Genomic DNA, 26,228 nt, shown 5'->3' on the forward strand with positions numbered 1-26,228 from the left:
GCGCTAGGCCCTCCTCGACGCGAGACGCTCCGCGCGCCGCACCCGCTGGATCTCGGGGTCGGGCACGGGCGCGGCCGCGATGAGACGCTTCGTGTACTCGTCGTGCGGGTGGTGCAGCACCTCCTCGGTCGGACCCTCTTCGACGACGTCGCCGTGCCGCAGCACGACCACGCGGTTCGACAGGGTCTCGACCACCGACAGGTCGTGGCTGATGAACAGGCACGAGAACCCGAGCTCGCGCTGCAGCGCCAGGAACAGGTCGAGCACCTGCGCCTGCACCGACACGTCGAGCGCCGAGGTCGGCTCGTCGGCGATCATCAGCACCGGGTCGGTCGCGATCGCGCGAGCGATGCCGATGCGCTGCCGCTGCCCGCCCGACAGCTCGTGCGGGTAGCGATCGGACCAGTCCGGGTTCAGTTGCACGCGCTCCAGGAGCTCCTTCGCCCGCGCCCTCCGCGCGCGGGGATCGCGCACGAGCCCCTGCCACAGCAGCGGGTCGGAGATCGCCTGCCCGATCGTGCGCCGGGGATTCAGAGAGGATGCGGGGTCCTGGAAGACCATCGTCACGTGGCGTCGCAGCTGGCGCAGCGCACGCCCCGGTCGTCCGGTGATGCGCTCGCCGCGCACCTCGAGGGTGCCCTCGGTCACCGGGAGCAGGCCGATCGCGGCCTTGCCGATCGTCGACTTGCCCGATCCGGATTCGCCGACCAGGCCGACGATCTCGCCGCGCTGCACTTCGAGGTCGATGCCGTTGATGGCCTGGAACCCGGGGCGGCGCCAGCGTCCGGGGTACCGGATCACGGCATCCTGCAGCCGCAGCACCGTCTCGGGCAGCGGGGTGGTGGCGGTCACGCCGTCGATGCGCAGCTTGTTGCCCGCGGCGGCCAGGAAGTCGTCGGCCTTGCCGAGATGCGGCACCGCGGCGAGCAATGCCTGCGTGTACGGCTCCTGCGGGCTCTTGAACAGTCGAGCGGACGGCGCCTCCTCCACGACGCGGCCGTCCTTCATGACCACCACCTCGTCGGCGACGTCGGCCACCACGCCCATGTCGTGCGTGATGATGAGCACCGCCATCCCCATGCGCTCCTGGATCTCGGCGATGAGGTCGAGGATCTCGGCCTGCACGGTCACATCGAGCGCCGTGGTCGGCTCGTCGGCGATCAGCAGGTCGGGCTCCGACGAGATCGCCATCGCGATCATCGCGCGCTGGCGCTGGCCGCCCGAGAGCTGGTGCGGATAGTGGTCGACCTTCTCCTCCGGAGCCGGCATGTGCACGTCGCGCAGCAGCTGCACCGCGCGCTCACGCGCCACCCTGTGGTCGAGGTCGTGGTGGCTGGTGAGGGCCTCGATCAGCTGATGCCCGATCGTGTAGACGGGGTTCAGGGCCGTCATCGGCTCCTGGAAGATCGTCGCGATGCGGGATCCCCTGAGCGGCCTCAGCCCCTTGTCGCGCAACGGCACGAGGTCGGTGCCGTCGAAGAGGATGCGTCCCGTGCGCCGCGCGTTGGGAGGGAGGAGGTCGAGGATCGACATCGCCGTGACCGACTTGCCGGAGCCCGACTCGCCCACGAGGGCGAGCGTCTTGCGACGGTCGACGCTGAACGACACCTCGTGGGTGACCTGGCGCCAGCCGTCGGGAGTGGCGAACTCGACGGACAGGCCGTCGACCTGCAGCAGCGGGTCGTTCATGAGCGCTTCTTCGCTTTCGGGTCGAGGAGGTCGCGGAGGGCGTCGCCGAGGATGCCGAACGCGAGGATCGTCAGGACGATGACCGCGCCCGGCACGAGCAGCACGTGCGGATCGGTCGTCAGGTACCGCTGACCCTGCGCCACCATCGAGCCCCACGACGGGGTGGGCGGCACGACGCCGAGGCCGAGGTAGCTGAGTCCGGACTCCATGAGGATCGCCGCAGCCATCGTCAGGGAGAACTGCACGATGATGGGCGCCGAGACGTTCGCGAGAACGGTGCGGAACAGGATGACGACCGTCGGCGCTCCGAACGTACGCGCCGCGTCGACGTACTCCTCGCGCTTCGTCGACAGCACCTGTCCGTAGGTGATGCGGGCGAAGATCGGGGCGAACAGCACACCCATCGCGATGATGAGGGTCACCGGGCCCGGCCCGTAGAGCGTCACGGCGAGCAGTGCGAGGACGATGGGCGGGAACGCGAGGATGACGTCGACGATGAGCCGCATCGTGACCACTTCGGTGAGGCCGTTGAAGTAGGCGCCGAGCAGGCCGAGCAGGGTGCCGAGCACCGCGGCGAGCACCGTGGCGCCGAGGGCGATGAACAGCTCGACCTGTGCGCCGAACATGATGCGCGAGAGGATGTCGCGCCCCAGCTCGTCGGTGCCGAGCAGGTGCCCTGGGCTGAAGATCGGCTGCAGGCGGATCGCGACGTTCTGGGCGATCGGGTCATACGGGGCGAGCAGCGGCGCGAACGCCATGAGCACGATGATGACGACGAGGTACACCACCATGACGCTGCGCAGCGGGGTGATCGCCTGACGGAGGCGGGGGCTGATCTTCATGCTCGCCTCACTCGGGGGTCGAGGATTCCGTAGGTGATGTCGACGACGATGTTGATCGCGATGAACAGCATCGCGATCACGATCACGACGCCCTGCACGACCGGGTAGTCGCGTGTCGTGACGCCGTCGACGAGGAGGCTCGACAGGCCCGGGTAGTTGAAGACGCGCTCCACGAGCACGGTCGACCCGAGCAGGGTGCCGAAGCCGATGCCGACGACCGTGACCACCGGGGTCAGGGAGTTGCGCAGCACGTGCCGGCGGAACACCGTCATCGGCGCGAGTCCGATCGACTTCGCGGTACGCACCCAGTCCTGCGTCTGCACCTCGAGCACCGCCGACCTCGTCATGCGGGCGATCTGGGCCGCGAACCCGACCGCCAGCGAGATCGCCGGAAGGGTGAGGCTCTTGATCGCCCCGAGGAAGTCCTTCGACGGGTCCACGTAGCCGCCCGCGGGGAAGAGGCCGAGGGTGATCGAGAAGACGAGGATGAGCACGGCGCCGAACACGAACACGGGCAGGGCGACGCCGATCGAGCTGAGCGCGGTGACCAGCGTGTCGACCCATCCGCCGCGGCGGGCCGCGAGGGCTCCCATCGCGACGCCGATCACGATCGACAGGACCGTGGCGTACGCGACGAGGAGGAGGGTGCGCGGGAGGCGGGCGCCGATGGCCTCGAGCACGGGCTGAGAGGTGCGGAACGACTCGCCCAGGTCGCCGGTGAAGACGCCGGAGAGGAAGGACAGGTACTGGGTGAGGAGCGGCTGATTGAGGCCCAGCTGCTCGCGGAGGGCCGCGACGGCCTCCGGGCTGGGCGCCCCGCCGTCGCCCGTGCTGAGGAGCAGCACGGCGGGGTCGCCCGGAACGAGTTGCAGTGCGGAGAAGATGAGGGTGAGGACCAGCAGGACCAGTCCCACCCCCATCGCCAGCCGCTTCGCGATGAAGAGGATCACAGCGGGGTCACTCCACGGAGGCGTGCGCCAGGTTGAGCGAGCTGTAGAAGACGAGGAACCCGGGCAGCGTCTCGAAGCCCTTCACCTTGTCGTTGTAGGCGTACGCCTGCTCGCGGGTGTTGATGGAGGCGAAGGGCACGTCCTCCGCCCAGATGTCGGCGATCTGCGCGTAGATCTCCTTCTTCGCGGCGTCGTCGTCGGCGGCGCGGAGGCCGTCTTCGATCAGGCCGCGCAGCGTCTCGTTCGAGTAGCCCCAGCCGACGTTGAAGTTGCGGCTGTCGACGACCCAGTTCAGCAGGTAGGACGGATCGGTGATGACGCCGGCGTCACCCGAGACGGCGAGGTCGTACTCTCCGGCGTTGCCCTTGCTGACGCGGGTCGACCAGTCGGGGGCGTCGAGCGTGACGTCGATGCCCACCGCGCGCAGGTCCTCCTGGACTGACAGCGCGTTGTCCTGCAGGAACGTGTACTGCGAGGTCGAGAGCAGCGTCGCCGAGAAGCCGTCCGGGTACCCGGCATCCGCGAGCAGCTCCTTCGCCTTCTCAGGATCGTAGCTCCACAGCTCGGCGGCCTTCGGGTCGTACGCGGGGTCGTCGTCCGGGATCACGATGCCGTCGAGCGGCGCGCCGTTGCTCTGGAACGCTGCGGTCACCGCGTTCTCGCGGTTCAGCGCGTAGGCGACCGCCTGGCGCACCTTCGGGTCGGCGAACGGGCCGTCGGTCACGTTGAACTGCACGTACTGGAACGGCCCCTGCTGCGCGTCGACCGTGAGCCCGGCATCCGACACCCGCTGGAAGTTCTCCCACGGCACGTACTCGATCATGTCGACGTCGCCGCTGAGCAGCGCGTTGGTGCGGGCCTCCCCGTCGGGGTAGAACTTCACCTCGATGCTGTCGAGCGACACCTCGTCGGCGTCGTAGTAGTCCTCGTTCTTCTCGACCGTGAGGCCGATGCCCTGATCGAGGTTCGTCATCTCGAAGGGGCCGGCGCCGATCCAGTTCGCGGTGTCGGCGTTGAGCGACGAGTCGGGCACGATCGCCGCGAACGGCAGGGCCAGGTACTGCAGGAACGCGGTGTTGGGCTGCGCGAGCGTGATGGTGACGGTGTCGCCGTCGGCGACGATGTCGGTGATGTCCTTGAGGCCGGCGGCGAGCTGCGAACCGTTCGCGGGGTCGCGGTAGTAGTCGAGCGAGTTCTTCACGTTCTCCGCCGTGAGCGGGGTGTCGTCGTGGAACGTCAGGTCGGGACGCAGCGTGAACACGTAGGACGTGGGATCGCTCGTGTCGACCGACTCGGCGACACCCGGCACGACCGCGCCGCTCTCGTCGTACGTCATGAGCCCGCGGTGCACCATGGTGAGCAGCTGGTTCACGGCCCCGCCCTGCTGCATGCCGGTGATGGGCGTCGCCGGCTCGGCCGAGAGGCCGAACACGAGGGTCTGCGCTCCGCCCTCGCCCCCCGAGTCGCCGGAGTCGCCTGAGCCGCCGCAGCCGGCGAGGACGAGGATGGATGCCGCGCCGAAGGCGACGGCGCCGATCCAGCGGGCCGGAGTGCTCCCGTGACGGCGGAGATGCTGTGAAGCAGGCATGACGAAGTCCTTCCATGGCGCGCCGAGGCGCCATCGCTCGAGGTGTCACGAAACACGGAGCGTCGTCATCGACGGCTCCGTTGCTCGTCGGGGTGAGGGGGTCTCGGGTAAGGCTGAACCCTTCGTGATCGATTATGTCGACGCCGCAGATAAGTGGAAAGTTCGACTTCTCAGCGCGGCATAACGGATCGCTTAACCTGTGCGCGCGACCTGGGGTTTTCCCGCGGAGTCGGCATCCCCCTCCTGATACCCGAGCGCGGGTCCTTTTCGCACCGGGGGCGGCCGACGTCAGGCGAGGGTCTCGAGGGGGTTGTCGCGGAGCTTGCCCACGACGCCGCCGTCGACGAGGCGGCAGGCGGCGGACGACGGCTTCCGCTCGGCCTGGTCGACCACGGAGGAGCCGAACTCCCGCGCGAGGGCGAGACGGGGATGGGCGGCGAGCACCTCGCGGAGATAGTCGCCGGGCAGGGCGTCGGGCCGCGCGCCGGAGATGTCGAGACCCGTCGCGACCTCCAGCAGGTAGCCCTCGGCATCCTGCACAGGGTCCACGCTCGGCCAGTTGTGCTCCACGATCACGTCGAGCACGCGGCGGCGCCGCACGGCATCCCAGCCCGCGCCCGCCGTCAGTGCGACGCCGACGTGTCCGCCGGCATGCTCGTACGCGAGGGTGTGGTTGTCGAACTCGGGGGCGAGGCCGATGTCGTGCAGCATCGCCGCGACGTAGAGCAGCTCGTGATCGATGGCGCCGAATCCCTCGACGGACGCGAACGCCTCGGCCCACAGCCACGAACGCGTGACGTGGTTCAGAATCGAGGGCGAGTGGTACTCGCGGGCCAGGACGAGCGCGCCGTGGGCGGCGGCGGTGTCGGGAACGGGGAAGTCGGCGATGCGCATACGCCCAGTCTCATCGGCGTCCGGCCGCCACCACGAGCGGCCGGACCGTCAGCATCCCACCGGATCCCGCCATCGCGAGGCGCACGAAATGCGGAGAAGGGCACGAATCTCGGATGCTGTGCGCGAAAGCATCCGCAATTCCTGCCCTTCACCGCAGAAGCGACAGGCCTAGCCGACTCGCGCACCCACCCGGTAACGTGCCGCGCGGTGCGTGTCCTGCACCCGGTCGCCCTTGCCGTGCAGCTTGTGGCGCAGCGTGCCGGGCGTGTACTCCTCGGGGTAGGCGCCGCGCGCCCGCAGCACGGGGATGACGTGTTCGATGACGTCCTGCCAGGTGCCTGGCGTCACGGCGTAAGCGAGGTTGAAGCCGTCGATGTCGGTCTCGTCGACCCACGACTGCAGCTCGTCGGCGATCTCCTCGCCCGAGCCGACGATGGTGGGTCCGAGGCCGCCGATGGCGTTGTGGCGGCCGAAGTCGCCGACGGTCCACTCGCGGCCGAGGTCCGCCTCCTCCTTGAGGTGCTGCAGCACCGACTGGATGGCGTTCGACTCGACGTTGCCGACCGGCTCGTCCTCCTCGTACTGCGACAGGTCGACGCCCATCCAGCCCGACATGAACGTCAGGGCGCCCTCGGGGCTCGCGTACGACAGGTACTCGGCGTGCTTCGCCGCCGCCTCCTCCGACGTGGCGCCGGTGATGACGGTGAGCAGCGTGTAGATGCGGGCGTCGTAGCGGTCGCGCCCGGCATCCTCCAGCGCATCGCGGATGCGCTTCACGGTGCCGGCCAGCACCTCCTTCGACGGGGCGGCGACGAAGATCGCCTCGGCGTTCTCGGCCGCGAACCGCACGCCGCGCGGGCTCGCGCCGGCCTGGTAGATGACCGGAGTGCGCTGCGGCGACGGCTCGGAGATGTGGATGCCCGGCACGCTGAAGTGCTTCCCCTCGTGGCCGATCGGGTGCACCTTCGACGGGTCGGTGAAGATGCCGCGCTCGCGGTCCTCGACGACCGCGTCGTCTTCCCACGACCCCTCCCACAGCTTGTACAGCACCTCGACGTACTCGTCGGCGTGGTCGTAGCGGTCGTCGTGCGCGAGCTGATCTTCCTGACCCATGTTGCGCGCGGCGCTGGGCAGGTATCCGGTCACGACGTTCCAGCCGACGCGACCCTGCGTGAGGTGATCGAGCGTGCTCAGGCGACGGGCGAACGGGTACGGATGCTCGAACGCGGTTCCGGCCGTGACGCCGAAGCCGAGGTGCTCGGTCACGGCTGCCATGGCGCTCACGAGCAGGATCGGGTCGTTCACCGGAACCTGCGCGCCGTTGCGGATCGCCGCCTCGTTCGTGCCGCCGTACACGTCGTACGTGCCGAGCACGTCGGCGATGAAGATGCCGTCGAAGGTCGCGCTCTCGAGCAGCTTCGCGAGGTCGGTCCAGTACGAGATGGTGTTGTACTGCCGCGAGCGGTCGTCGGGGTGGCGCCACAGCCCGGACGACTGGTGGGCGACGCAGTTCATGTCGAAGGCGTTGAAGCGGATCTGACGGGTCATGTCGTCAAGGCAACCGCGCACCCGCCGCTGCGTGCCAGTGTCGCCGACACATGCCGTCACACGGACGGTGTTTCGAATCGCGCAACTGGTAACTGAGCGGGGGTGAAAACTGCAATTCGGGCGATTCGAAACGGGCGGGCGGCAGCGGCGGCAGCAGCAGCGGGCGGCGGTCAGCGGCGGCGTCGGGCGGTGCGGATCGGCGCGGTCTGCGGACGCGGATCCGGCATCAGCGTGTCGACCTGCGGTTTCGCGTTCGCCTGCGCGCGGCACCAGACGACGAACCCGACGGCCGTGAAGACGCCGTAGAACACGTACATGAACCCGGTCGCGTAGAAGCCCGATGCGAAGAGCAGGGGCACGCCGACGACGTCGACGGCGATCCAGATGAGCCAGAACTCCGTCCAGCCCTTCGCCATGCCGTAGGTCGCGAGCAGCGATCCGACGAACGTCCACGCGTCGGCCCACACGGGCTCGTACGACCCGAGCGCGCGGAACAGCGGGGTGAGCGCGACGGTGCCGATGACGAGCACGAGCACGAGTCCGATGCGGGCGCTCGTGGGCGCCCACCGCGGCGTGACGCGTCCGCCGTCGTTCGACGCCTGCTTCCAGCGCACCCATCCGTAGATCGCGACGACGATGAACATGACCTGGCGTCCGGCCTGACCCAACAGGTGCGGCAGCTCGTGGTCCGGGTTGAGGATGGTGCCGAGGAAGACGGTCAGCAGCAGCAGATTGCCGACGATGCCCACCGGCCACGCCCAGACCTTGCGGCGCATGCCGCCCAGGGCGCTCGCGAGCCCGAACGCGTTGCCGACGACCTCGCGCACGAGAAGCGCCTGCCCGCCGGGGAGCACCCACTGCGAGTTGACCGCGTCGACGAGCCAGAGCAGGGGGTTCACCCGGCGGCTCCGTCGGTCGCGGCGAGCTCGGGCGGGAAAGGGCGGTCGTCGAGGATCAGCTGCAGGAACGTCAGGTCGAGCCAACGCCCGAACTTGGCGCCGACCTGCGGCATCCGTCCGACCTGCAGGAAGTCGAGGCGCTTGTGCAGCACGATCGACGCGAGGTTTCCGCTCTCGACCGCGGCGACCATGACGTGCACGCCGAGGCGGCGGGCGCGGTCGATGAGCTCGATCATGAGCGCCTTGCCGATGCCGCGGCCCTGCTGGTCGTCGCGCACGTACACGGAGTGCTCGACCGTGTGACGATAGCCGCTGTGCGGGCGCCAGTCGCCGAACGAGGCGTATCCGACCACGCCCGTCTCGTCGACGGCGACGATCACGGGGTAGCCGCGCTCCCGCCGTGCGGCGAGCCAGGCGGCGCGGTCGGAGACGTCGACGGCGTCTTCGTTCCAGATCGCCGTGGTGTGCACGACGGCGTGGTTGTGGATGTCGGTGATGGCGTCGAGGTCGGCCGTCTCGGCATCCCGGATCAGAGCGTCGCTCATCGGGTCTCCTGCGGGGGCGTGCGGGTGCGCAGGGACGACGCTAGCAGGATGCCGGTGCGACGGCGCCCTGTGCGCAGACCCGCGCGGCGCCCGGCTGCTCAGCGCGCGTCGCCCCAGAGGGTGAGCTTCTCGGGGTTCAGCACGATCCACAGGTGGGTGATGCGTCCGTCCTGCACCTGCATGTCCATGACCGACTGCACGGCCGGACCGTTGCGGAACACGAAACCGACGCCGCCCGCGAGCTGCTGCTCCTCGAGAGTCAGCTCGGGATGCTTCGCCGCGATGCCGAGCAGGAAGCGCGCCACCCGGTCGGCGCCGGACACGATGTTGCGGGCCGCGCTCACGAAGCCGCCGCCGTCGCTGTGCAGCTGCACGTCGGGCGCGAGGAAGCGCATCAGGCTCGCGATCTCGCCGGTGCGCGTCGCCTCCTGGAACGCGCGCACCACCCGGTCGTGCTCGGCGCGCGGCACCGACTTCGCGCGGTTCTCGCGCACGTGCCGCCTCGCCGAGGAGGCGAGCTGGCGCACGGCGGCGGGGGAGCGGCCCACGGCCCGGGCGATGTCGTCGAAGGGCACGTCGAACACGTCGTGCAGCACGAACGCCACGCGCTCGGCGGGAGTCATCGACTCGAGCACGACGAGCAGCGCGGTCGAGACGTCGTCGTCGAGGGTGACGCGGTCGAGCGGATCGTCTGCGGACGCGATCCTCGCCGGCGCGGTTCCGCGGAACAGGTCGGCCGGCACCGGCTCGGGCAGCCACGGACCCACGTACTGCTCGCGCCGCCGCCTGGCCGAGCCGAGCAGATCGAGGGCGACGCGGCCCGCCACGGTGGTGAGCCAGCCGGCCGGATTCGCGACGGCGGCGCGCTCCTGATCGTCGAGGCGGTACCAGCGCAGGTAGGTCTCCTGCACGACGTCCTCGGCATCCGCCATCGTGCCCGTCATGCGGTAGCCCAGCGCGAGCAGGCGCCGACGCTCGCGGAACACCTCGTCCAGATCGTCGTCCACACCGGCTCCTCTCGCGGGCTGCTCTCGCAGGATATGACGATGCGGCATCCCGGAATGTGAGCCTCACGTTCCGCCGGGCTGCGTCGTCATCGAGGTGGAGGCGTGCGATCGCACGCCGAGAGGCACGACAGCAGGAGGATGCAGATGAGGATCGCCGTCGCAGGAGGAACGGGAGTCGTCGGTCGGCACGTGGTGAGCGCCGCGACCGACGCCGGCCACGATGTGGTCGTGCTGGCGCGGTCGCGCGGGGTGGACGTGCTCACGGGAGAGGGGCTCGTCGAGGCCCTCGACGGAGCGGATGCCATCATCGACGCCTCGAACAGCGGCACCACGCTGTCGGCGAAGACGGCGATCGCGTTCTTCGAGTCGGCGACGGCGAACCTGCTCGACGCCGGACGCCGGGTGGGTGTCGGGCATCACGTCGCCCTGTCGATCGTCGGGATCGACGACATCGACGCGTCGTACTACGCGGGCAAGCTCGCGCAGGAGCGCGCGGTGGCCGCAGGGCCGGTCCCGTTCACGATCGCCCGCGCCGGACAGTTCCACGAGTTCGCCGGACAGCTGCTGTCCGGGATGAGGGGACCCGTCGCGCTGATGCCGAGGCTGCTCATGCGCCCGGTCGCCGCGCGCGAGGTCGGGGCGCACCTCGTGCGGGCGGCCGAGGGAGGTGCGGTCGGGCGCGCCCGCGATCTCGTCGGACCCCGTGACGAGGTTCTGGCGGATGCGGCAAGGCGGCAGCTGGCGTTCGACGGCTCGCGGCAGCGGGTGCTGCAGGTGCGGCTGCCGGGCGCGTACGGACGCGGGCTGGCCTCGGGTTCCCTGCGCGGCGGACCGGATGCGATCCGGGGCACGCAGACGTTCGACGAGTGGCTGCGGAGCGCCGACCACACCCGCTGACCCGGCCTGTGACCCGGCCTGTGACCCGGCCTGAGGCCCGGCCGCCCCGGAATGGATGCCGGGATGCCGGGATGGGCTGGCTGATTCGTGCCCTCAATCGACGACATCGCGGCTAACGTTCTGCGGTCGGACGGGGCCATGATCCCGCCGATCGGACGACTGCAGGGAGCGGCGGGTCATGACGAAGACAGACGGAACGACGACGGACCGGAGGCGCACGCGAACGGCGCCGCGGAGAGCGCTCGGGGCGGTCGCCGTGGGCATCGCCGCGGCAGTGTCGGTGCTGATGGGGGTGGCCGTGGCGATCGTCGCCTTCGTGGTCATCGGCGCGCTGCTGCCGGAGCGGGTGGCCATGTACGCGGGATCGGTCCTCGTCGGAGTCGCGGTCACCTATGCGACATCGCTCGTGCTGCTCGCTCGCACGCGGCGCCGCCGCGTGCGAGGGGCGTCCTGGTCGCGACGCACGTCGACCAGCGATGTGACGGCCGGGATCACGGCGGCCGTGCTCGGCGTGGCGGTGATCACGCTCAGCATCCCGCTCCACTCGGGTGCGCAGAGTCTCGACGCTCCGGAGGCGACGCAGTACGCCGAGCTCTCGACGGGATCACGAGTGGCGTGGTGGAAGACCGAGGCGGCATCCGACTCGGGCGAGCCGCCGATCGTCTTCCTGCACGGCGGGCCCGGATACTGCGTCTGCGGGTCGGTGGAGCTGTTCGATCGTCTCGCGGCCGAGGAAGGCCGCGACGTGTACTACTTCGATCAGCCGGGCGCTGGTCTCTCCGACATGCTGCCCGCCGACGAGTACTCGATCGAGAGGCTGCTCGACGACCTCGAGGCATTCCGCGCGGAGGTCGTGGAGGAGGAGACGATCGCGCTGCTCGGGCACTCGTTCGGAGGGTTCTACGCCGAGGCCTATGCGTCGGCGCACCCGCAGTCCGTCGAGAAGGTCGCGCTCGTGGCACCGGGCGGCTACAGCCACGGCGGTCTCAGCGAGGAGGAGGTCGACGAGATGCCGGCCCCGCCGGCACAGCCGGAGGACGATTTCGGCGCGCGCAGCACTGCCGGATTCCTCGCGGAGACGAAGGTGCTGGTCGCGGCGCTGCTGATGGACGTGAGCCCGCAGGCCGCGGTGGCCTTCATGCCGCAGCGGGAGATGCTCGACGTGTCGGCCACGATGCTCGACTCAGCGGTGGGCATGAACATCCTGGCCAACGTGCTCGTCACGTCGTCGTCGGAGGAGATCGCGGATGCCGTGCTCGACCACGTCGCCGAGACCGCGGTCCCCACGCTCATCGTCCGGCCGGAGTTCGACTACGTGCCGTGGGTCGAGCCGCGGTCGTACCGCGACGCGAACCCCAACGCGGTCGTCGTCTTCGCGCCGAAGGCCGCGCACCAGAGCCTGGACCGCGACGACGAGGTCGTCTATGAACCGGTGCGGGCCTTCTTCGCGGGGGAGGCGGCCGCCGAGGTCTACACGGGCGAGGAGGACCCGTACTTCTTCTACCGGGGAGAGTGACGGGCGCCCGATCGGATGCCCGCGGTTCAGCGGTGCGCGTCGGCGAGGGCGCAGACGTGTACGTCGGCGGGGCTCAGACCCGCACGTCGGCGGGGGATTCCTCGCCCTCGTGGAAGCTCGGACGCTTTCCGAACAGGCGACCGATCCCCAGCACCACCCCGACGATGATCAGTCCGGCGATGAGCCCGGCGATCGCCGAGAAGAGGGTGTCGCCGATCCATACGATGACGCCGCCCGCCGGCTCCAGGGCGTGCTCGATCGCGTGCAGGATGTCGGCGCCGACGTGCACGCCCACCTCGCCGAGGTTCACGAGCAGCAGATGCCCACCGACCCACAGCATCGCGACCGTGCCGAGGATGCTGATGAAGCGGAACACCGCCGGCATCGATCGCACGATGCGGGTACCCGTGTGGCGCACCCGCCGCTCCGGGCTCTTCGCCATCTTCAGGCCGATGTCGTCGATCTTCACCAGCAGCGCCACCGCGCCGTACACGACACCCGTCATCAGTACCGCGATCACCGCGAGGATGGCGAGCGTCGTCCACACGTCCAGACCCGCCTCGAGGTTCGCGAGCGAGATGAGCATGATCTCGGTCGACAGGATCAGGTCGGTGCGCACGGCACCCCACACGAGCTTGTTCTCGTTGCGCGCGCCCTCATCGGCATGGCCGTGATGCACGCCGAACCACTCGAGCACCTTCTCGGCGCCCTCGAAGCAGAGATACGCACCGCCGAGGATCAGCAGGTACGGCAGCACCCACGGCGCGAACGCCGTCAGCAGCAGAGCGATCGGGATGATGATCACGAACTTGTTCGCCAGCGACCCCAACGCGATCTTCGCGACGACGGGCAGCTCGCGCGCCGGCGTGATGCCCTGCACGTACTGCGGCGTGACAGCGGCGTCGTCGATCACGACGCCGGCCGCCTTCGCCGAGGCCTTCATCGCCGCGCTGAGGATGTCATCGACGACCGCGAGCAATCCCACCGACATGTGCGTTCTCCCCTGGGGATCCGTTTGCAGAAGCGTGCAGACGAGCAACTCTATCGACTCCACCGAAACTCACAGCCCGCTCACAGCCCCGAGGGACCAAATCGGACCCGTCGCCGGTTCTCCTCTATGACGCCGCAGCCAGCCGCGTCGGACAAAGGAGACAGACCATGTCGAACGACTACGGCAAGACCCCTCAGGCCCTCAGCGAGCTCACCCACCTGCAGTACGAGGTGACGCAGGAGGACGGCACCGAGCCGCCCTTCCGCAACGCCTACTGGAACAACCACGACGACGGCATCTACGTCGACGTGGTGTCAGGACAGCCGCTGTTCTCGTCCACCGACAAGTACGACAGCGGCACCGGGTGGCCGAGCTTCACCAAGCCGATCGACGCGGATGCCGTCACCACCCGCACCGACCGGAAGCTGTGGATGACCCGCACCGAGGCCCGCTCCACCGGCGCCGACAGCCACCTCGGGCACGTCTTCGACGACGGACCCGTCGCCGACGGAGGACTGCGCTACTGCATGAACTCCGCCGCCCTCCGCTTCATCCCGGCTGACAGGCTCGAGGATGAGGGGTACGGTCGCTACCGTCCCCTCTTCGCCGGACCCGACGCCGACGAGACCGACACCACCGCCCGCACCTCCGAGGAGCAGTCATGACAGACACCGGAACCATCACCCGCACACCCGGAACCGAGACGGCCGTCCTCGCCGGCGGCTGCTTCTGGGGCATGGAAGACCTCATCCGCCGTCAGCCGGGCGTGCTCGACACCCGCGTCGGCTACACCGGCGGCCAGAACGACCACGCCACCTACCGGAACCACCCCGGCCACGCCGAGGCCGTCGAGATCGTCTTCGACCCCACGAAGACGACGTACCGCGACATCCTCGCGTTCTTCTTCCAGATCCACGACCCGTCGACCCTGAACCGTCAGGGCAACGACATCGGCTCGAGCTACCGGTCGGCGATCTTCCCGCTCAGCCCCGAGCAGGAGCGCGTCGCCCGCGACACCATCGCCGACGTCGACGCCTCCGGTCTGTGGCCCAGCAAGGCCGTCACCACGATCGAGCCCGAGGGACCGTTCTGGGAGGCCGAGCCCGAGCACCAGGACTACCTGATCCGCTACCCCAACGGCTACACCTGCCACTTCCCGCGCGCGGGATGGGTGCTGCCGAAGCGCGAGACCAGCGCCGTCTGACCGGCACCTCACACTCCGGGGGCCGACACGCCGCATCCCGGACGTTTCCCGCCGAAGCGTCCGACATCTGGCCTGTCGGCCCCCCTTGTGTGTCGGCGGGCGGGGCGAGCGCCCGCGGGCGTCACGCCTCCGCGAGGAACGCCAGCGCCGCCTCCTTGAAGGCCCGCGACCCCGGTGCGTTGAAGTGGTTTCGGTCGGGGATCTCGAAGAACCGCCCCTGCGGCGCGGCCTCTGCGAGCGCACGGGACCCCTCGATGATCGCGTCCTTCGACCCCGTCGCGAACAGGATCGGACTCTCCGGCGCGTTCGACGGATCCGGGTCGATCGTGCGCGACGACCGCAGCCCCTCGGCGAGCGCCACGAGAGCGCTCAGGTCGTTGCCCGGCACGCGCTCCGTGAGGGCGATGTAGTTCTGGGTGGTCGGATCCGCCACCGGCGTGCCGTCTGCGAGGTAGGCCCGGACCTGCGCGAGATCGAGACGCGCGAGAGGGATGCCGTCGGGCACGCCGCCCAGCACGGCCCGCCCGATGCGCTGCGGCAGATCGCGCACCACCTCCCAGCCGACGCGGGCGCCGAGCGAGTAGCCGACGTACGACGCCTCGTCGACGAGATACGCGTCCATCACCGATTCGACGTCGGTGGCGAGGGTGCGGATGCCGTACGCATCCGCCTGATGCGGCTTCTCGCTGAGCCCGTGGCCGCGCTGGTCGAGCGCGAGCACGCGGTAGCCGGCCTGCGTCAGCTGCCGCACCCAGCCCGTGAGCACCCAGGTGTCGCGGGCGCTCGACGCGAACCCGTGCACGATCACGACGACAGGGGCGTCGAGCTCGCCCCACGTGTACGTCGCGAGGCGGGTGCCGTCGGCCGCGTAGACCTGCTGCGGCGTGGGCATGCTGTTCAGATCGGAGAGGGGGACGGCCACCCCTCCATCATCGCGGACGCAGGTCGGTGCGGGCTCAGGCTCCCGGAGCGGAGTGCACGATGAGCCATCGCGCCACGGCATCCTCCGCTCCGGTGTTGTGGATGCGGTGCGGCAGCGAGCACGGGTAGCTGATGGAGTCCCCCGCGCGCACGATGACCCGCTCGGCGTCGAAGTCGATCGTCAGCTCGCCCGACATCACGGTGCCGACCTCGTATCCCTCATGGCGGAACAGGTCCGCGTCGGCGTGCGCGGCCGTCCCGGGCGGGTAGGTCGACTCGAAGTAGTCGATGCCGGGGCTGTCGCCGGGGGAGAGTCGGCGGAAGCGCACCCCTCCGTCGAGCTCGACGGCCGACGACTGCGCTGCCCGCTGCAGGACGAACCCGGTGTCGGTGGTCGCCCCGCCCGGCGCGCCGGCAGGCGCGGCGCCGGAGTCGAACACCGCCGCGAGGGGCACGCCGAGAGCATCCGTGATGGCGATCAGCCGAGAGACGCTCGGCTGCAGCACGCCGCGTTCGATCTGCGAGATCGCGCTCGGCGAGATGCCGAGCCGCAGGGCGAGGGACCGGGCCGACATCCCCTGCTGCGTGCGCAGATCCCGCACCCGTGACCCGACGAGGAGCCCGGGGCCCGACGAGGCGAGCGGGGTCTCGGCATCCGTCATGTCCCCGAGTCTAGGGCGCGAAGTGGCGTGGATGAAGCGGGAACTTCACGGCTCCGTTACATCTCCGAAACCTGACGCGGAGTGTTAATCAATAGCTTCATTTCCATCACCCGCACCCCGATGTCGTGGTCGCTCCCAACGATCCAGGCCGCACGGCCTCTCCGGAAGGCACGGAAATGACTCCTCCCCCTCGCACATCGGCCGTCGCGCCGCCCACCACACCCCAGGACATCGTCGAAGCAGCCGGACACCCCTCCGGCTCCGGAAACGTCAAGCCGCACTACGACTCGCGCCTCGCCAACGAGGATCTCGCCCCGCTCCGCACGCAGAAGTGGTCGTGGTACAACATCTTCGCGTTCTGGATGTCGGACGTGCACTCCGTCGGCGGCTACGTCACCGCCGGATCGCTCTTCGCCCTCGGCATCGCCGCATGGCAGGTGCTCGTGGCCCTCGTGGTCGGCATCGTCATCGTGCAGATCTTCACCAACCTCGTCGCGAAGCCCAGCCAGAAGACGGGCGTGCCGTACCCGGTCATCAACCGCGCGATCTTCGGCGTCAAGGGCGCGAACATCCCCGCCATCATCCGCGGTCTCATCGCGATCGCCTGGTACGGAGTGCAGACGTTCCTCGCCGCGCAGTCGCTGAACATCGTGTTCCTGAAGTTCTTCCCGGGCTCCGCGGCGCTGCTCGATGTGAGCTTCCTCGGCCTCAGCGCCCTCGGGTGGATCTCGTACTCGATCCTCTGGGTCGCCCAGGTCGCGCTGTTCTGGAACGGCATGGAGGTCATCCGCCGCTTCATCGACTGGGCGGGCCCCGCGGTGTACGTCGTGATGATCGTGCTCGCCGTCTACCTCATCTCGCAGGCCGGCTGGGAGAACATCAGCCTCGACCTCTCCGACCCCGCGCAGCCCGACGTCGGCTTCTGGGGATCCCTCGGCCTGATGTTCATGGCGATCGGCGTCGTGGTGTCGTACTTCTCGGGGCCGATGCTGAACTTCGGCGACTTCGCCCGCTACGGCAAGAGCTTCGGCGCCGTGAAGAAGGGCAACTTCTGGGGTCTCCCGGTGAACTTCCTGTTCTTCTCGCTGCTGGTCGTGATCACGGCATCCGCCACCGTCCCGGTCTTCGGCGAGCTCATCACCGACCCGATCCACACGGTCGAGCGGATCGACACCCCGGTCGCGATCCTGCTCGGCGGACTGACCTTCGTCACCGCGACCGTCGGCATCAACATCGTCGCGAACTTCATCGCCCCGGCCTTCGACTTCTCGAACGTCGCCCCGCAGAAGATCTCGTGGCGCACCGGTGGCATGATCGCCGCGGTCGGCTCCGTCTTCCTCCTCCCGTGGAACTGGTACTCCGACGCGACGGCCATCCACTACTCGCTGGGGCTGCTGGCAGCGCTCATCGGTCCGCTGTTCGGGCTGCTCATCGCCGGGTACTACATCGCGGCGCGGCAGCGCATCCGCACCGACGACATGTTCACGATGTCAGAGACCGGCGCGTACTGGTACCGCAACGGCTACAACCCGAACGCGCTCAAGGCGCTGCTGTGGGCCGGCATCCCGACGATCGTGATCGCCGTGCTGCCCAAGCTGATCGCCGACCTCGGCCTGTTCGACATCTCCTGGATCGGCAACTTCACCTGGTTCATCGGCTGCGGACTCGGCTTCCTGGCGTTCACGGTGCTGGAGCGCATCGACCCGCGCGTCCCGACCTTCGACGGCGAGACCGAGGGCATCTCCGACGGCACGGTGACGGAGGACGAGTCGTGAGGATCACCCTCATCAACCCCAACACCTCCCGGGCGATGACCGACAAGATCGCGGTCGCCGCCCGGGAGGTGGCGGGTCCCGACATCGAGATCCACGCCGTCTGCCCCGACACGGGTGCGGAGGCGATCGAGAGTCATGTCGACGAGGTGTTCGCGGCCGCCGCCGTGATCGAGCTCGTCGAGCAGGACCAGCGCGACGGGGGCAGTGACGCGTACGTCATCGCCTGCTTCGGCGACCCAGGGCTGGATGCCGCCCGCGAACTCGTCGACGTGCCCGTGGTCGGCATCGCCGAGGCCGCCATGCACGTCGCCGCGGTGTCGGGTCGCTCGTTCGGAGTCGTCACGACGCTGACCCGCACGCTCGGACGCGCGAGCGACCTCGTCGCGCGCTACGGGATGCGGGAGGCCTGCGTCTCCCTCGCCGGAACCGGCATCCCCGTGCTCGATCTCGAGGACACGTCGTCGCAGTCCGTCGCGACCATCGCGGCGCTGTGCCACGAGGCCGTCGCGGCCGAGGCCGACGTGATCGTGCTGGGCTGCGCGGGTATGGCCGACCTGTGCCGCACGCTGACCGCCGAGGTGGGGGTGCCGGTCGTCGACGGCGTGGCCGCCGCGGTCGGACTCGCGAGCGGCATGGCCCGCATGGGCGTCGGCACGAGCAAGCGCGACGAGTACGCGTTCCCTCCCCGCCGCGGCGCACTGGTCGGGAGCCGCTGAGCGCATGAGCAGTACCCGCACCACCGTCCGGGCCGCCCGCGCCTGGATCGACGGCGCTCTGCGCCCCGCCGACCTCACCGTCGCCGACGGCGTGATCGTCGCGGTCGACGACCCCTCGCCGGAGCGGACGCCCGACGTGCTCGTCGCCGACGAGGCCGTCCTGCTCCCCGGGCTCGTCGACTCGCACGTGCACGTCAACGACCCCGGCCGCACGGAGTGGGAGGGCTTCCCGTCCGCCACCCGCGCGGCCGCGGCCGGCGGCGTCACGACGATCATCGACATGCCGTTGAACTCCCTGCCGCCGACGACCACCCCCGACGCGCTCGCCGTGAAGAGGCGGGCGGCTGCCGGCGCCGCGCATGTCGACGTCGGGTTCTGGGGCGGCGCCGTGCCGGACAACCTCGGCTCGCTCGCCGCGCTGCACGACGAGGGCGTGTTCGGGTTCAAGTGCTTCCTCTCGCCCTCCGGCGTCGACGAGTTCCCGCACCTCGACCTCGACCAGCTCGACCGCGCGATGGTCGAGGTCGCCGCCATCGGCTCGCGGCTCATCGTGCACGCCGAGGATCCGACGCTGCTCGACCCGCCCGGCGCGCTGGGTCGCGGGTACCGCGCCTTCCTCGACTCCCGTCCGCCGGCGAGTGAGGCCGCGGCGATCGCGGCCGTGATCGACGCCGCGCGACGCACCGGGGCCACCGTGCACATCCTGCACCTCAGCGATGCCACCGCGCTACCGCTCATCGCGCAGGCCAAGGCCGACGGCGTCGCGCTGACGGTCGAGACCTGTCCGCACTACCTGACGCTGATCGCCGAGGACATCCCCGACGGCGCGAGCGAGTTCAAGTGCTGCCCGCCGATCCGCGAGGCGCGCAACCGCGATCTGCTGTGGGACGGGATCCGCGACGGGCTGATCGACGCGATCGTCAGCGACCACTCGCCCAGCACCGCGGAGCTCAAGACGGCGGGCGACGGCGACTTCGGTCTCGCCTGGGGCGGCATCTCGGGGCTGCAGGTCGGTCTGTCCGCCGTGTGGACGGAGGCGCTGACCCGCGGCATCCCGCTCGAGGTGCTGCTGCCGCTCTTCGCGAACGGACCCGCACGCGTCGCCGGACTCGCCGGGGTCGGCGAGATCGCCGTCGGCGCGCCGGCCCACCTCACCGAGTTCGCGCCGGCCGAGCGCTTCGCCGTGCGGGCGGCCGAGCTCTGGCACCGCAATCCCATCACGGCGTACGACGGACGCGACCTCATCGGTCGCATCCGCCGCACCTGGCTGCGCGGGGCCCTGATCCACGACATCACCGCCGAGGATGCCGGGGCGACGCGCCCCGCCGCCGCATCCGGCCGGCTGCTCACCGCGAGGGAGATCTCCGCATGACCATCGACACCGTCGCGACCTTCGCCGTGCTGCAACCGGGCGTCGGCGCCATCGCCGGAGACCACTACCTGCCGGCGTCGCCCGAGACCGTGCTGTGGGGACGCCTGCCGTGCGAGACCGACCGCCCGGCGCTGATCGTCGATTCCGGCGCCACCGTCACGGTCGACACGGTCAGCCACGAGGGACTCCTCGACGACCAGGGCGGCGACCCGGTCGCGTTCTTCGGCGCGCACGGGGTGCCCGCCGAGGAGGTGCTGACGGATGCCGCGGCCATCGCCGCGTCCGTCGCGCGCGACCCGCACCACGACGGACCGCACGTCGTCACCGGGCCCATCCTCGTGCGGGGCGCGGAGCCCGGCGACCTGCTGCGGATCACGGTCGTCCGACTCGAACCGCGAGTGCCGTACGGCGTGATCTCGAACCGTCACGGCAAGGGCGCCCTCGCGGGCGAGCTGCCACGGCATCCGGGGTCCGTCAGCGTGTTCACCCCCGTCGAGGAGCGGCCGGACGGACTCGTCGGCGTGCTGCCCGTTCACGAGGGCGGACCGGGCCTCGTGGAGTTCCCTCTCGCGCCGTTCCTCGGAACGATGGGCGTCGCGGTGGCGGGTGACGCGCGACCGCACTCCGTTCCGCCGGGGTCGCACGGCGGCAACATCGACATCCGCCTGCTCGTCGAGGGCACCGCGCTGTACCTGCCGGTGCAGGTCGCCGGGGCTCTGGCGTACGTCGGCGATCCGCACTTCGCGCAGGGCGACGGCGAGGTGGCGCTCACGGCGCTCGAGGCCTCGCTGCGGGCGACCCTGCGCTTCGACGTCGTGCCGCGTGCGGTCGCGCTCGCAGAGTTCGGCGAGCTCGCGGGCCCCCTCGTGCGGACTCCGGAGTACCTCGTGCCGACCGGACTCGATCCCGATCTCGGCCTCGCGATGAGGAACTGCGTGCGCGCGGCGATCGATGTCGTGCAGGCGCGGTGGGGGCTCGACGAGCACCTCGCCTACGCGTACCTCTCCGCCGCGACCGACTTCGACATCTCCCAGGTCGTCGACGTCGTGTGCGGGGTGCACGCGCGCATCAGGGAGGCGGACTTCGTGCGCGTCGACCGCCCTGCCGCGTCCGTCCCGGCTGCCGAGTCCGCTCCCGCGTCCCCGGCACTGCGCCCCGCCGAGGGGGAGACGCCGTGACCGCCACCATGCCGGCCGAGCTGCGCGCCGCGTTCGAGGAGTACGAGCGCGCGATCGTGGCCGACGACGTGCCCGTGCTCGACGCGTCGTTCGCGCCGGGGCCCGCCACGATGCGCGGCGACCACACGGGGCTGCTCGTCGGTCATGACGCGATCAGCGCGTTCCGCAGCGGACGCGGGGGCGTGCCGCCGCGCACGATCGAGCGGGTCGAGTACCGCCCGCTCGGCGAGGGCGGCGACGTCGCACTGCTCGTGTCGACCTCGCGCTACCGCGCGGGTGGTACCGGTCTGCAGACCCAGGTCTGGCAGCGCATCGACGGGCGCTGGCTGATCACCGCCGCGCACGTCAGCCCGAGGGCGCAGCCGCTCGACCGCTCGATCTGGCGCACGGTCGGCGACCCCCTGCGACCGGCTGCCGCCGAGGGAGCGCTCACCGGCCTGACGGTCGCCGTGAAAGACCTGTTCGCGATCTCGGGCCACCGCATCGGGGCCGGCAACCCGACGTTCCTCGATGCGGCACGGGTCGAGCGCACGACGGCCCCCGCCGTGGCCGATCTGCTGCAGGGCGGTGCGGCCGTGCGGGGCATCGCCCGCACCGACGAGTTCGCGTACTCGATGGCCGGCGACAACCCGCACTACGGCACTCCGCCGAACGGCGCCCTGCCCGGAGCGCTGCCCGGTGGATCGTCGAGCGGCGCGGCCTCGGCCGTCGCGACCGGGCAGGCCGACGTCGCGCTCGCGACCGACACGGCCGGATCGATCCGCGTGCCGGCCTCGTACCAGGGGCTGTGGGGCCTGCGCACCACGCACGGGCTCGTGTCGACTCACGGCGTTCTTCCGCTGGCGCCCTCGTTCGACACCGTCGGCTGGATCGCGCGCGACGGCGAGACGCTGCAGCGGGTCGTCGACTGGAGCCTGCGCGGGGGAGAGCGGGAGCGCCCCGCGAGTGATCTGCAGGATGCCGAGCTACCGCGGCGCTTCGCCGTTCCCGTCGAGCTGCTCGCCGACCTCGACCCCGCGACCCTGGATGCGTTCTCCGCCTTCACCGATGCGCTCCGCACCCAGACCGACAGCGCCGCGCACGATCTGTGCGTGACAGACGTCTCGCTCGGCGCCCCCGAGGAGTTCGCCGCGACGTTCCGCACGCTGCAGGCCGCCGAGGCCTGGCGTGCGCACGGCTCCTGGGTGCGGCGGCACGAGGGGGCGCTGGGAGCAGCGGTCGCGGAGCGATTCCGTCGTGCGGCGGCGGTCACTCCGGAGGAAGAGGCCGAGGCGCTCACCGTCGCCGCGTCGCTGCGCGACCGCATCCGCCGTCTCGTGCTCGACGACGTGCTGCTGCTGCCGACCGTGCCGGGTCCCGCCCCGTCGCGCTCGGCGGGTGAGTTCGCGACCGAGCGCACGCGTCAGGCGACCATGCGCCTCACCAACCCGGCGTCGATCGCCGGACTGCCGTCGGTGACCGCGCCGCTGCTCACCGTGGCGTCGCCGCTCGGTCCGGCACCGGTCGGCGTGAGCCTGATCGGCCGCCCCGGCAGCGACGCCGCCCTCGTGCGGCTCGCGCGCCGCCTCATGACCTCGATGACACAGAGAACGGAAGAACAATGACGGATGCCCGCATCCCCGCCCCCATCGACCCGCCCGCCCGCCTCCTCATGGGCCCCGGTCCGGTGTCGGCGTACCCGAGCGTGCTGCGCGCCCTGTCGGCTCCGCTCGTCGGACAGTACGACCCCTTCATGACGACCGCGATGGCCGAGACACAGGAGCTGTACCGCGCGGTCTGGGCGACCCGGAACGAGGCGACCCTGCTCGTCGACGGCACCTCGCGAGCCGGTATCGAGGCGGCGATCGTATCGCTCGTGAACCAGGGCGACCGCGTGCTGGTGCCGATCTTCGGACGCTTCGGGCACCTCCTCGTCGAGATCGCCGAACGTGCGGGCGCCGAGGTGCACACGATCGAGACCGACTGGGGGCAGGTGTTCCCCGTGTCGGCGATCGCCGAGGCGATCGAGCGGGTGCGGCCGGCCGTGCTCGCGATCGTGCAGGGCGACACGTCCACCACCATGAACCAGCCGCTCGACGAGATCGGCGAGCTCTGCGCGCGGCACGGCGTGCTGTTCTACTGCGATGCGACCGCCTCGCTCGGCGGCAACGACTTCGAGGCCGACGCATGGGGACTCGACGCGGCGACCGCCGGACTGCAGAAGTGCCTGAGCGGACCGTCGGGCGCGGCGCCGATCACCCTCTCCGAGAGAGCCGTCGAGGTCGTGCAGAGCCGCAAGCGCATCGAGGCGGGCATCCGCGAGGCCGGCGACCCCGTGTCCGACCGGTTCGTGCGCTCGAACTACTTCGACCTCGGCATGATCCTCGACTACTGGGGGCCGCGCCGCCTCAACCACCACACCGAGGCGACGTCGATGCTCTACGCGGCTCGCGAATGCGCCCGCACGATCGCGATCGAGGGCAGGGATGCCGTGATCGCACGCCACCGGCTCGCCGGCGACGCCATGCTCGCGGGAGTGCGCGGTCTGGGCCTCGAGGTGTTCGGCGACGTGGCGCACAAGATGAACAACGTCGTCGCGGTGGAGATCCCCGACGGGGTCGCCGGCGATGCGACCCGCCAGGCGCTGCTCGACGACTTCGGCATCGAGATCGGCACCTCCTTCGGACCCCTGCACGGCCGCGTCTGGCGCATCGGCACCATGGGGTACAACGCGCGGAAGGATGCCGTGCTCACGACCCTCGCGGCGCTCGAGGCCGTGCTGCGGCGGGCCGGGGCCCGCGTCGCCCCTGGCGGCGGCGTCGACGCGGCCTCCGACGTCTACGGGGGTGCGGCATGATCGCGCTGATCGACCGGCTTCCGGCATCCGTCGTCGGCCCAGACAGGGTCGCGGACGCCGCCCGTCGCGTGATGCAGCGCTGCGAGGAGCTCGCCGCCGTGTCGGCCGCGAGCGACGCGATCCAGCGCGTGTACCTGTCGCGCGAGCACGCCGAGGGCAACGCGCTCGCCGCCGGCTGGATGCGCGAGATCGGCATGACGACGTGGCAGGATGCCGCAGGCAACCAGATCGGACGGCTCGACGCCGCGGGCGGGACGGGTGTCGACCGGGAGGCTCCGGCACTCGTGCTCGGCTCGCACCTCGACACCGTGCCCGACGCCGGACGCTACGACGGGATCGTCGGCGTGCTCATGGCGATCGAGATCGTGCGGATGCTGCGCGTGCCCCTCCACGACGGAGGATGGGCGTCGCCGTTCCCCTTCGCGCTCGAGGTCGTCGCGTTCGCGGATGAGGAGGGCACGCGCTTCGGCACCGCCCTGCTCGGCTCCTCGGCGGTGGCCGGCGCCTGGAAGGACGACTGGTGGGCGCTGACGGATGCCGAGGGCACCACGCTGCGCGAGGCCTTCCACGCGTTCGGCCTCGACCCGGAGCGCATCGGGGAGGCCGAGCGCCGGCCGGAGCAGCTCGTGGGATACCTCGAAGCGCACATCGAGCAGGGCCCTGAGCTCGACCATCGCGGGGAGGCCCTCGCCGTCGTGTCGTCGATCGCGAGCGCACGGCGCTTCCAGTTCACGATGGAGGGCGAGGCCAGGCACGCGGGCGGCACGCCGTACTCGGTGCGTCGGGATGCGCTGCTCGGCGCGAGCGAGGCCGCGCTCACGGTGGAGCGGCTGTGTCGGGCCGAGCACCACGTCATCGGCACGGTCGGGCAGTTCGAGGCGTTCCCCGGGGCGGTCAACATCGTGCCGGGCGAGGTGCGGTTCAGCCTCGACCTGCGCGGCGAGCTCGACGCGCACCGCGACGAGGTGTGGCAGCGGATCTCGGCCGAGATCGACGCGATCGCCGGGCAGCGGGGGCTGCGCTGGCAGGCGCGCGAGGTGCACAGCGCGTCGGCCGTGATGTGCGCGCCGCTGCTGCAGGACGTGGTGCGCGAGGGCATCCGCTCGACTCTGCCCGACGGTGCCGACGACCCCGCCGTCATCTTCAGCAAGGCCGGACACGACGGCATGGCGCTCGCCGCCATCACGGGTGTGGGCATGATGTTCCTGCGGAACCCCGACGGCACGAGCCATCACCCGGATGAGCTCGTCGGCGGGGACGACGTCGCCACCGGCATCCGTGCCCTCGCCGAGGCCGTGCTGCAGCTCGGCGGGGAGAGCCGGGCGACGCTGGAGAGGATCCGATGACGAGCACCACGATCACCCACCCGCGCTCCGGGGAGCGCGCGCCGACCGTCACGCTGTGGATGATGATGGTGCTCACGTTCGTGACCGGCGTGGTCGATGCGGTCGGCTTCCTCGGCCTCGACCGCGTGTTCGTCGGCAACATGACCGGCAACATCGTCGTCCTCGGCATGGCTGTCGCGGGGGCCGACGACCTGCCGGTGCTCGGACCCGCGGTCGCTCTGGCCACGTTCACGGTCGGTGCGTTCATCGGCGGCCTGGTGCTGCGCTCGCGGCGCAAGGTGTGGAGCGGCGGCGTCTCGCTGCTGCTCGGCGCCGGCGCGCTCGTGCTGGCCCTGCTCGGCGTCGCCTACCTCGTGCCGGCCTGGGCCGACGCACCGGCTCTCGAGCTCGTCGCCTCCTCGACGACGGCGGCCGCGATGGGGATGCAGGCGGCCGTCGCCCGCAGTCTCGCCGTCGCGGACGTCACGACCGTCGTCGTCACGTCGACGCTCACCTCGTTCGCGAGCGAGTCGCTGGTCGGCGGCGGCCTCGGCAGCGTGTGGAATCGGCGGCTCGCGGCGATCGCCATCATCTTCGCCGGGGCGCTCGTCGGGGCCCTGCTGCTGCGCCTCGGGGTGGCCGTGCCGCTGCTGCTCGCCGCGCTGCTCACGCTCGTCGTGGTCGCTCTCGGTCACCGGGCGCTGCACGTTCCGGCATCCTGACGCTGTCGCTCTCCGCCCCTCGTCCCCGTCCCCGTCCCTCGCCCCCGTCCCCTGTCCCTCGCCCCCGTCCCCTGTCCCTCGCCCCCGTCCCTGTCCCTCGCCCCCGTCCCCTGATACGCCGAAACCCACCGGCCCCGTCCAGACCCACCCT

Annotated in this window: 24 protein-coding genes; 12 read left to right on the top strand and 12 right to left on the bottom strand. The window is 70.7% G+C overall.

Annotation, left to right across the window (positions count from 1 at the left end):
* Positions 1-3: 3 nt before the first annotated feature.
* From MRBLWO14_RS09690 to sigJ, 9 genes are all read right to left on the bottom strand, one after another.
* Positions 4-1,689: an ABC transporter ATP-binding protein gene (locus MRBLWO14_RS09690; protein ID WP_341932947.1), complete on the bottom strand. Its 1,686-nt coding sequence runs from the start codon at positions 1,687-1,689 to the stop codon at positions 4-6.
* Positions 1,686-2,531, bottom strand: a complete 846-nt coding sequence (locus tag MRBLWO14_RS09695) for an ABC transporter permease (RefSeq protein ID WP_341932948.1) — start codon at positions 2,529-2,531, stop codon at positions 1,686-1,688. The genes MRBLWO14_RS09690 and MRBLWO14_RS09695 overlap by 4 nt, the downstream gene beginning before the upstream one ends.
* The gene (locus tag MRBLWO14_RS09700; protein WP_341932949.1) at positions 2,528-3,481 is read right to left on the bottom strand and encodes an ABC transporter permease; all 954 of its coding nucleotides are present in this window, start codon (positions 3,479-3,481) and stop codon (positions 2,528-2,530) included. The genes MRBLWO14_RS09695 and MRBLWO14_RS09700 overlap by 4 nt, the downstream gene beginning before the upstream one ends.
* Before the next feature lie 7 nt (positions 3,482-3,488).
* Positions 3,489-5,069, bottom strand: coding sequence for an ABC transporter substrate-binding protein (locus MRBLWO14_RS09705; protein WP_341932950.1), 1,581 nt, complete (start codon positions 5,067-5,069; stop codon positions 3,489-3,491).
* Between the two features lie 288 nt (positions 5,070-5,357).
* Positions 5,358-5,963, bottom strand: coding sequence for an HD domain-containing protein (locus tag MRBLWO14_RS09710; RefSeq protein ID WP_341932951.1), 606 nt, complete (start codon positions 5,961-5,963; stop codon positions 5,358-5,360).
* A 168-nt stretch (positions 5,964-6,131) separates the two neighbouring features.
* Positions 6,132-7,511, bottom strand: a complete 1,380-nt coding sequence (locus MRBLWO14_RS09715; protein ID WP_341932952.1) for an LLM class flavin-dependent oxidoreductase — start codon at positions 7,509-7,511, stop codon at positions 6,132-6,134.
* A 170-nt stretch (positions 7,512-7,681) separates the two neighbouring features.
* A complete protein-coding gene (gene pnuC, locus MRBLWO14_RS09720) occupies positions 7,682-8,410 on the bottom strand; it encodes a nicotinamide riboside transporter PnuC (RefSeq protein ID WP_341932953.1) in 729 nt (242 codons plus the stop codon).
* Positions 8,407-8,955, bottom strand: a complete 549-nt coding sequence (locus tag MRBLWO14_RS09725) for an N-acetyltransferase family protein (RefSeq protein WP_341932954.1) — start codon at positions 8,953-8,955, stop codon at positions 8,407-8,409. Before MRBLWO14_RS09725 ends, pnuC begins: the two co-directional genes overlap by 4 nt.
* A gap of 98 nt (positions 8,956-9,053) precedes the next feature.
* A complete protein-coding gene (gene sigJ / locus MRBLWO14_RS09730) occupies positions 9,054-9,962 on the bottom strand; it encodes an RNA polymerase sigma factor SigJ (RefSeq protein WP_341932955.1) in 909 nt (302 codons plus the stop codon).
* Positions 9,963-10,106: 144 nt separating this feature from the next.
* On the opposite strand from sigJ, the gene MRBLWO14_RS09735 reads away from it, so the two are divergent.
* Positions 10,107-10,859, top strand: coding sequence for an NAD(P)H-binding protein (locus MRBLWO14_RS09735; RefSeq protein WP_341932956.1), 753 nt, complete (start codon positions 10,107-10,109; stop codon positions 10,857-10,859).
* 178 nt (positions 10,860-11,037) lie between these two features.
* Positions 11,038-12,375 carry an alpha/beta hydrolase gene (locus tag MRBLWO14_RS09740; RefSeq protein ID WP_341932957.1) on the top strand — a complete coding sequence of 446 codons (1,338 nt, stop codon included), beginning with the start codon at positions 11,038-11,040 and terminating at the stop codon, positions 12,373-12,375.
* Between the two features lie 73 nt (positions 12,376-12,448).
* Here MRBLWO14_RS09740 and MRBLWO14_RS09745 read toward each other — a convergent pair whose 3' ends face one another.
* Positions 12,449-13,366, bottom strand: a complete 918-nt coding sequence (locus tag MRBLWO14_RS09745; RefSeq protein WP_341932958.1) for a DUF808 domain-containing protein — start codon at positions 13,364-13,366, stop codon at positions 12,449-12,451.
* Between the two features lie 167 nt (positions 13,367-13,533).
* Between MRBLWO14_RS09745 and msrB the strand changes: the two genes are divergently transcribed.
* Positions 13,534-14,031 (top strand): peptide-methionine (R)-S-oxide reductase MsrB, encoded by a 498-nt coding sequence (gene msrB / locus MRBLWO14_RS09750; protein WP_341932959.1) that lies wholly within the window; start codon positions 13,534-13,536, stop codon positions 14,029-14,031.
* The gene (msrA, locus tag MRBLWO14_RS09755; protein ID WP_341932960.1) at positions 14,028-14,570 is read left to right on the top strand and encodes a peptide-methionine (S)-S-oxide reductase MsrA; all 543 of its coding nucleotides are present in this window, start codon (positions 14,028-14,030) and stop codon (positions 14,568-14,570) included. The genes msrB and msrA overlap by 4 nt, the downstream gene beginning before the upstream one ends.
* Positions 14,571-14,691: 121 nt before the next feature.
* On the opposite strand, the gene MRBLWO14_RS09760 is transcribed toward msrA, so the two are convergent.
* Complete coding sequence (locus MRBLWO14_RS09760) at positions 14,692-15,492, bottom strand: alpha/beta hydrolase (protein ID WP_341932961.1); 801 nt, start codon at positions 15,490-15,492, stop codon at positions 14,692-14,694.
* A gap of 34 nt (positions 15,493-15,526) precedes the next feature.
* Positions 15,527-16,153 carry a helix-turn-helix domain-containing protein gene (locus MRBLWO14_RS09765; RefSeq protein ID WP_341932962.1) on the bottom strand — a complete coding sequence of 209 codons (627 nt, stop codon included), beginning with the start codon at positions 16,151-16,153 and terminating at the stop codon, positions 15,527-15,529.
* A 176-nt stretch (positions 16,154-16,329) separates the two neighbouring features.
* Between MRBLWO14_RS09765 and MRBLWO14_RS09770 the strand changes: the two genes are divergently transcribed.
* The 8 genes from MRBLWO14_RS09770 to MRBLWO14_RS09805 are packed head-to-tail and all read left to right on the top strand — an operon-like array spanning position 16,330 to position 26,077.
* On the top strand, positions 16,330-17,928 hold the full coding sequence (locus MRBLWO14_RS09770; protein WP_341932963.1) for an NCS1 family nucleobase:cation symporter-1: 1,599 nt from the start codon (positions 16,330-16,332) through the stop codon (positions 17,926-17,928).
* Entirely contained in the window at positions 17,925-18,644 is a 720-nt protein-coding gene (locus MRBLWO14_RS09775; RefSeq protein WP_341932964.1) for an aspartate/glutamate racemase family protein, read from the top strand. Before MRBLWO14_RS09770 ends, MRBLWO14_RS09775 begins: the two co-directional genes overlap by 4 nt.
* A gap of 4 nt (positions 18,645-18,648) precedes the next feature.
* Entirely contained in the window at positions 18,649-20,016 is a 1,368-nt protein-coding gene (gene allB / locus MRBLWO14_RS09780) for an allantoinase AllB (protein WP_341932965.1), read from the top strand.
* Positions 20,013-21,194: an acetamidase/formamidase family protein gene (locus tag MRBLWO14_RS09785; RefSeq protein ID WP_341932966.1), complete on the top strand. Its 1,182-nt coding sequence runs from the start codon at positions 20,013-20,015 to the stop codon at positions 21,192-21,194. The genes allB and MRBLWO14_RS09785 overlap by 4 nt, the downstream gene beginning before the upstream one ends.
* The gene (locus tag MRBLWO14_RS09790) at positions 21,191-22,798 is read left to right on the top strand and encodes an AtzH-like domain-containing protein (protein WP_341932967.1); all 1,608 of its coding nucleotides are present in this window, start codon (positions 21,191-21,193) and stop codon (positions 22,796-22,798) included. The genes MRBLWO14_RS09785 and MRBLWO14_RS09790 overlap by 4 nt, the downstream gene beginning before the upstream one ends.
* Positions 22,795-24,030, top strand: coding sequence for an alanine--glyoxylate aminotransferase family protein (locus MRBLWO14_RS09795; protein WP_341932968.1), 1,236 nt, complete (start codon positions 22,795-22,797; stop codon positions 24,028-24,030). The genes MRBLWO14_RS09790 and MRBLWO14_RS09795 overlap by 4 nt, the downstream gene beginning before the upstream one ends.
* Positions 24,027-25,376 (top strand): Zn-dependent hydrolase, encoded by a 1,350-nt coding sequence (locus MRBLWO14_RS09800; protein WP_341932969.1) that lies wholly within the window; start codon positions 24,027-24,029, stop codon positions 25,374-25,376. The genes MRBLWO14_RS09795 and MRBLWO14_RS09800 overlap by 4 nt, the downstream gene beginning before the upstream one ends.
* The gene (locus tag MRBLWO14_RS09805) at positions 25,373-26,077 is read left to right on the top strand and encodes a YoaK family protein (RefSeq protein ID WP_341932970.1); all 705 of its coding nucleotides are present in this window, start codon (positions 25,373-25,375) and stop codon (positions 26,075-26,077) included. Before MRBLWO14_RS09800 ends, MRBLWO14_RS09805 begins: the two co-directional genes overlap by 4 nt.
* Positions 26,078-26,228 lie beyond the last annotated feature (151 nt).

The organism is Microbacterium sp. LWO14-1.2 (genome assembly GCF_038397715.1).
In the GTDB taxonomy this organism is placed as follows: Bacteria; Actinomycetota; Actinomycetes; order Actinomycetales; family Microbacteriaceae; genus Microbacterium.